Annotated in this window: 6 protein-coding genes and 1 tRNA gene; 6 read left to right on the top strand and 1 reads right to left on the bottom strand. The window is 62.2% G+C overall.

What is annotated here, in order from left to right:
- The first annotated feature begins 51 nt into the window (after positions 1-51).
- Positions 52-128, top strand: a tRNA-Arg gene (locus BUC04_RS18165).
- Between the two features lie 196 nt (positions 129-324).
- On the opposite strand, the gene BUC04_RS24100 is transcribed toward BUC04_RS18165, so the two are convergent.
- Positions 325-501, bottom strand: coding sequence for a hypothetical protein (locus BUC04_RS24100; protein WP_169799590.1), 177 nt, complete (start codon positions 499-501; stop codon positions 325-327).
- 221 nt (positions 502-722) lie between these two features.
- Here BUC04_RS24100 and BUC04_RS18160 point away from each other — a divergent pair, with 221 nt between their 5' ends.
- From BUC04_RS18160 to gshA, 5 genes are all read left to right on the top strand, one after another.
- Positions 723-1,118, top strand: coding sequence for a hypothetical protein (locus tag BUC04_RS18160; RefSeq protein WP_067660374.1), 396 nt, complete (start codon positions 723-725; stop codon positions 1,116-1,118).
- A gap of 72 nt (positions 1,119-1,190) precedes the next feature.
- The gene (gene nsrR, locus BUC04_RS18155) at positions 1,191-1,625 is read left to right on the top strand and encodes a nitric oxide-sensing transcriptional repressor NsrR (protein WP_067660377.1); all 435 of its coding nucleotides are present in this window, start codon (positions 1,191-1,193) and stop codon (positions 1,623-1,625) included.
- A gap of 5 nt (positions 1,626-1,630) precedes the next feature.
- Positions 1,631-2,065, top strand: a complete 435-nt coding sequence (locus tag BUC04_RS18150; protein WP_067660380.1) for a YqaA family protein — start codon at positions 1,631-1,633, stop codon at positions 2,063-2,065.
- A gap of 19 nt (positions 2,066-2,084) precedes the next feature.
- Entirely contained in the window at positions 2,085-4,931 is a 2,847-nt protein-coding gene (locus BUC04_RS18145) for a M16 family metallopeptidase (protein WP_067660383.1), read from the top strand.
- 93 nt (positions 4,932-5,024) lie between these two features.
- Positions 5,025-6,581: a glutamate--cysteine ligase gene (gshA, locus tag BUC04_RS18140; RefSeq protein WP_067660386.1), complete on the top strand. Its 1,557-nt coding sequence runs from the start codon at positions 5,025-5,027 to the stop codon at positions 6,579-6,581.
- Position 6,582 lies beyond the last annotated feature (1 nt).

The raw sequence follows: 6,582 nt of genomic DNA, 5'->3' as shown, positions 1-6,582 counted from the left end.
CATCGTTGTGCATCAACGGCTCCTGTCACAGAGTGAAAACGTGAAGCCTGCGCGTCCGTAGCTCAGCTGGATAGAGTACCTGGCTACGAACCAGGCGGTCGGAGGTTCGAATCCTCCCGGACGCGCCATATTATTGAAAGGTCGGATTGCCGGCCTTCGCGCGGAGCGCTTCGGCGCTCAAGCGGCGCAAGCCAAACTGTTGGCTTGCTCACTCCGCTTTCGCCCTCCCGGACGCGCCATATAAAGTAAAAGACCCAGCCTAACGGCTGGGTTTTTTATTGCCTGTCTGCCAGCAGGGGGCGCTAACAGCAGCCCGCCTTGATTCTACTCGGGTGCCGTTACCCACATCATAAACAGCATAAAGCTCAGAAGCGCCCCGGAGCCCACCAGGATATAGACAAAGCCCTGCTGGCCCTGCTTCAGGCTGTAACCGTTGACCTGCAGGTAGAGAAACCAGCACAGGCACAGCAGCAGCGGCAGCAAAAACATCCTAGCTATCATAGTTTTTCCTTTCTTATTAGCCTGTTAACTATAGTACGCTTTCTCCGTCGAATAGAAGGCTTGGCAGGCAAGGGCCGGTATCCCGGGGCCTGGTCAGTTCAGCCATCATGTTGGCGATTGATACTTTTGCCGCCACTGTTTGGATCCCCAAGGTGATCACAGTTTGACCGCAACGGATAGGATACACTTCCGCAGTTTACTGAATCCCCGTTGGAGGATGAATGAAGCGCACCATGTTGGGGGCTTTGTTGCTGTTTCCCGTCGCCGCACAGGCCTTGTGGAGCCTGACCCTGCCGGATTGGCTCGATAAAGAGAGCCGCCACCTGGCCCGGGAGCTCAATCGCGGGGTTGGCCAAAGCCAGAACCCTAACTTTATCCGCGCCGAGTACCACAACGGCGAGATGGTGATTGTTTACCGTTCGGTGGATCAGCAACACGGCGCGGTGTTTGGCGCCGTGGTGGAGGACGACCGGGAGGCGATGCTGCGCAGCTATTGCAGCAGCAGCTACTACCGGGAGCGACTGGAGGCGGGCTTGCGCTATCGCCACCTCTACGAAGGCGCAAACGCGCCGGCGCCGCTGGTGATCACCGCCAGCGCCTGTCAGCGCCTCTATTGACCGACACGCGACGCAAACCGCTTCCTGGCCTGTGGCCATCAAAGGCCCAGAGCCATCAAAGGAGAACCGCCAGTGCAATTGACCAGCTTCAGTGATTTCGCCTTTCGAGCCCTGCTCTTTCTCGGCGATCTGCCCGAGGGCGAGCTCACCAGCATCACCCGGGTGACCGAGCAATACGGTGTCTCGCGCAACCACATGGTGAAAGTGATCAACAAGCTGGGCCATGCCGGCTTCGTCACCACCGTACGCGGTAAGAACGGCGGGATCCGTCTGGCCAAGCCGGCTGAGCAGATCATCCTGGGCGAGGTGGTGCGGGCCCTGGAGCCGATGCAACTGGTGGACTGCAGCGAACCGGCCTGCAACATCACCTCCGCCTGTCGCCTTAAAGGGGTATTCCGTCAGGCCCTCGAGGCCTTCCTGGCTGAGCTAGACAAGCACACCCTGGCCGACATGCTGGCAGACAACAGCGAGCTGATCGCCATGTTCCAACTCGATACCCCCGCCTGATCCCCATGAGTTTGACCCTTTGGGGCCTGTTTGCCTCTGCCTTTATCGCCGCCACCCTCGCTCCGGGTGGCTCTGAAGCGATCCTTGCCTACCTGGTCACCCAGGGAGAATGGCCACTGCTAACCTTGTTGCTGGTGGCCACCATCGGCAACACCCTGGGCTCCATGACCAGTTACCTTATTGGCCGCTGGATCCACCGTAAGAAGCGCCCGCAGGATCTGGTCTCCGGCCGGGAAACGCGCGTATTGGGTTGGGTCGAACGCTATGGGATCTGGTCCCTGTTGCTGGCCTGGCTGCCGGTGGTCGGGGACGCCATACCATTGTTGGCGGGTTGGTTCCGCTTCCCGTGGTTATTTAGTACCCTACTGATCTTTATAGGTAAATTTTTGCGCTACCTGGTGGTGGCGTTGATGACTCTGGGGGTGCTTGCCGCCGCCTGAGCCGAAACGGAGCGATGCGATGCGGTATTGGAAACGGAAGTCGGCCCTGCTGGGCTTGATATTGGTCATCGGTGGCTGCGGTAGCCAACCTGGCACGCCGCCGATGCCTGAGGGCATCACCCTGGTCGAGCAGGTGACCGCCCAGGGCGACGAGCTGGTTATCCCCTACAACAAGTACGAGCTGGCCAACGGCCTGACCGTGATCCTCCACCAGGACAACTCCGATCCCCTGGTTCACGTCGACGTGACCTACCACGTCGGCTCCGCCCGCGAAGAGCTGGGCAAATCCGGCTTCGCCCACTTCTTCGAACACATGATGTTCCAGGGCTCGCAAAATGTCGCCGACGAGCAACATTTTGAGATCGTCACCGAGGCCGGTGGCACCCTCAACGGCACCACCAACTCTGACCGCACCAACTACTACGAGACCGTCCCGGCCAACCAGCTGGAGAAGATGCTGTGGCTGGAAGCCGACCGGATGGGATTCCTGCTGCCCGCGGTCACCGAGACGGCATTCGAGAATCAGCGCGATACCGTCAAGAACGAGCGGGGCCAGCGGGTGGACAACCGCCCCTACGGTCGCCTGTTTGAGCGCACCAGCCAGGCACTCTACCCCCAGGACCACCCCTATTCCTGGCCGGTGATTGGGTGGATGGAAGACCTGGACCGGGGCACGGTCGAGGACCTGCGTCGCTTCTTCCTGCGCTGGTATGGCCCCAACAACGCCACCTTGACCATCGGTGGTGATATCGACATCGAGCAAACCCTGGTCTGGGTCGACAAGTACTTCGGTACCATCCCCCGCGGCCCGGAGGTGGAGAACGCGCCAAAGCAGCCCGCTACCCTGTCTGCGGATCGCTACATCTCGATGGAAGACCGGGTCCACCTGCCGCTGATCTACCTCAGCTACCCCACGGTGTATGCCCGTCACGAGGATGAGGCTGCACTGGATCTGCTGGCCCGCATCCTCGGCGGCGGCAAGACCTCCATCTTCTACAAGAACCTGGTCAAGGAGGGCTATGCGGTGCAGGCCCAGGTCGGACACCCCTGCCGCGAACTGGCCTGTGAGTTTACCCTGTTCGCCCTGGCCAACCCCGGCAAGAGCCCGCAGCTGGCCGAGATCGAAACCATCATCCGCGCTTCCATCGCCGAGTTTGATCAGCGTGGTGTAACCGAAGACGACCTGCTCAAGGCCAAGGTAAATCACGAGGCCCAGGTGCTCTATGGCCTGCAAAGCGCCCAGGGCAAGGTCTCTACCCTGGCCCACAACCAGACCCTGTTCCAGAACCCCAACCTGATCGGCGCGGAGCTGGCGCGCTACAACTCGGTGACCGCCGAGGACGTCAACCGGGTGTTCGACACCTACATCCGCGATCAGCACGCGGTGATCATGAGCGTGGTGCCCGAGGGGCAGCTGGGCCTGATCGCCCGTGAGGATAACTGGACCCCGCCAGCGCTGGAACTGGCGGCGCAGCCCCAGACCACCGAGGCGGTGCAGCAACCGGAGATCGTCGACAATTTCGACCGCAGCCAGATCCCGCCGGCCGGCGACAACCCCCAGGTGACCCTGCCCACCCTGTGGCGCAGCCAGCTGGACAATGGCATCGCGGTGATCGGCACCCAATCCACTGAAACCCCCACCACTGAGCTGCTGATCACCCTCAATGGTGGCGCCCGCCTGGTGGCGCCGGAGCAGGCCGGCCTGGCCGCGCTGACCGCCGCCATGATGGCGGAGTCCACCGAGCGCTTCAGCACCTCGGAGTTTGCCGAGGAGCTGGAGAAGCTCGGCTCACGCATCTCGGTCAGCAGTGGCGACAACCAGACCATGGTCTCGGTCAGTGCCCTGACCCGTAACCTGGCCCCCACCATGGCGCTGCTGCGGGAGCGCCTGTGGCACAGCGCCTTTGATGAGGCGGACTTTGCCCGCATCAAGGACCAGATGATGCAGAACCTGCAGCACCAGCTCAATGAGCCCACCTGGCTGGCTGCAGCCGCCTGGCGTGAGCTGGTCTTTGGCGAAGACAACCCGGTGGGGATGCCCAGTGGCGGTCGTGTCGATACGGTGGCGTCGCTGACCCTGGAGCAGGTCAAGGCGTTCTATCAGCAGCAGTTCACCGCCGGCAATGCCGCCATCATCGCCGTTGGTGATCTGCCCAAGGATGAGCTGATGGCGCAACTTAAGCCACTGTCCCAGTGGCAGGGTGAGGCCAGCAGCTGGGCACCGCTTAAGCCGATGCCCCAGCTTGGCGGCCCGGTGGTCTACCTGCTGGACAAGCCCGGTGCGGCCCAGTCGGTGATCCGCATCGGTAAGCGCGCCATGCCGTTTGATGCCACCGGCGACTTCTTCCTGTCGGGGCTGATGAACTACCCGCTGGGCGGCGCCTTCAACAGCCGCATCAACCTCAACCTGCGTGAGGACAAGGGCTACACCTACGGCGCCCGCAGTGGCTTTAACGGCGGCCAGGAGTTGGGCCAGTTCCTCGCCAGCGCCAGCGTGCGGGCGGATTCCACCGCCGCCTCGGTGCAGGAGTTCATCGATGAGATCACCCGCTTCCAGCAAAGCGGCATGACCGAGCAGGAGCTGGCCTTCATGCGCTCCTCCATCTCCCAGCGGGATGCCCTCAAGTACGAGACCCCGGGGCAGAAGGCACGCTTCCTCGGCCAGATCCAGCGCTACCAGCTGGATGAGAGCTTTACCCAGGAGCAGAGCAAGTTGATTGAGCAGGTCAACCTGGAGACCCTCAACGCCCTGGCCCAGCGGGAGCTCAAGCTGGAACAGATGATCATCCTGGTGGTTGGCGACAAAGCCAGCAACGAGGCGTCACTGAAAGCGCTGGGTTATGACGTGCGTCTCATAACTCTGTAAACTAGATCTTATAAAACTCAATTCCAGTGAAGATAGGCGGCATTGATGCAAGGGCATTGATGCCGCTTATTGCTGAATAGAAAGAGACCCACTTTGAGCGCATATCAACAAGCCGTAGAGCGCCTGCAGCAGCCCGCCTGGCAGTCTGCCCTGACCCAACTGAATCGTGGTATCGAGCGCGAGGCCCTGCGTATCCAGGCCGACTGTACCCTGGCCCAGAACCCTCATCCGCACGCCCTGGGGGCGGCGCTGACCCACAACTGGATCACCACCGACTTCAGTGAGTCGCTGCTGGAGCTGATCACCCCGGTCTACAGCGATCCGGACCAGCTGTTGGGTCACCTCAGTGATGTCCATCGTTTTGTGCTCGAGCAGCTGGATCAGCAGCGGTTGTGGCCCATCTCCATGCCCTGTTTCCTCAACGGCGAGGAGAACGTGCCCATCGCCCAATACGGCCACTCTCACATCGGCCGGATGAAGACCACCTACCGCATCGGCCTGTCGCACCGCTACGGTGCCAAGATGCAGGCGATTGCCGGGCTGCACTTCAACTTCTCGGTGCCCAAGGGGCTGTGGCCGGCCCTGGGCGTCGACGCCGAGGATCAGGCCGGGATCTCCGAGCGCTACTTCGGCCTGCTGCGCCACTTCCGCCAGCACGCCTGGGTACTGGCTTACCTGTTTGGCGCCTCCCCGGCACTGTGTCGCTCCTTCCTGGGCGAGCAGGCACCGGCGCTGCCGTTCGAGGAGCACCAGGGCACACTGTACCTGCCCTACGCCACCTCGCTGCGGATGAGCGATCTGGGCTACACCAACCAGGCCCAGGATGCCTTGAGTGTCAGTCTCAACTCGATGGCTGAGTACGTGCGCGACGTGAAGCGCGCCATCCGCCTGCCCTCCGACGACTACGCCGCCATTGGGGTCAAGGAGAACGGCGAGTATCGCCAGCTCAACAGTAACGTGCTGCAGATCGAGAACGAGCTGTACGCCCCGATCCGTCCCAAGCGTACCGCCCACAGTGGCGAGACCCCCACCCAGGCACTGGAGCGCGGCGGGGTGGAGTACATCGAGGTACGAGCGCTGGACATCAACCCGTTCAGCCCCAACGGCATCGACCGGGATCAGATCCTGCTGCTCGACCTGTTCCTGCTCGACGGCCTGCTGCAGCAGACGCCATCGATGGATGCGCGCAGCGTCGAGGAGAACAAGGCCAACTTCGAGGCGGTGGTGCTGGATGGGCGTCGTCCCGGCAAGCAACTGCAGCGTGACGGGCAGACCGTGTCCCTGGCCGATTGGTTAGGGGAGCTGTTCGAACGCTTCGCCCTGCTGGCACCGGTGCTGGACCAGGCCAACGGCGATGACCGCTACCAGCAGGCACTGGCTCAATGGCAACCGGCGGTGACCGATCCGGAGCAGACCCTGTCCGCACGGGCGCTGGCGCAGAGCCTTGAGTTGGGGCATGGCCGCTGGGCCTGCGATCTGGCGGCCAAGCACAAGGCCTGGTTTGCCCAGCAGGATTACCAGGTGCTGAACCAGCAGCAGCTGGAGCAGGCCAGTAGCGACTCCCATCAGCGCCAGGCGGAGATCGAAGCGGCAGACCAGGGCAGCTTTGATCAGTTCCTGCAGGCCTACTTCGAGCGCCAGGGAGCCTGAT

The sequence above is a fragment of the Ferrimonas marina genome, from assembly GCF_900129905.1.
GTDB classification, from domain to species: domain Bacteria; phylum Pseudomonadota; class Gammaproteobacteria; order Enterobacterales; family Shewanellaceae; genus Ferrimonas; species Ferrimonas marina.
The sequence above is the reverse complement of the archived record's forward strand: the minus strand, read 5'-3'. Positions and strand labels throughout refer to the sequence as shown.

What these genes read in the sequence shown, in the direction of transcription:
- BUC04_RS24100 (WP_169799590.1), bottom strand. Translation starts at nt 501, where the DNA reads ATGATAGCTAGGATGTTTTTGCTGCCGCTGCTGCTGTGCCTGTGCTGG.
- BUC04_RS18160 (WP_067660374.1), top strand. Translation starts at nt 723, where the DNA reads ATGAAGCGCACCATGTTGGGGGCTTTGTTGCTGTTTCCCGTCGCCGCA.
- BUC04_RS18150 (WP_067660380.1), top strand. Translation starts at nt 1,631, where the DNA reads ATGAGTTTGACCCTTTGGGGCCTGTTTGCCTCTGCCTTTATCGCCGCC.
- BUC04_RS18145 (WP_067660383.1), top strand. Translation starts at nt 2,085, where the DNA reads ATGCGGTATTGGAAACGGAAGTCGGCCCTGCTGGGCTTGATATTGGTC.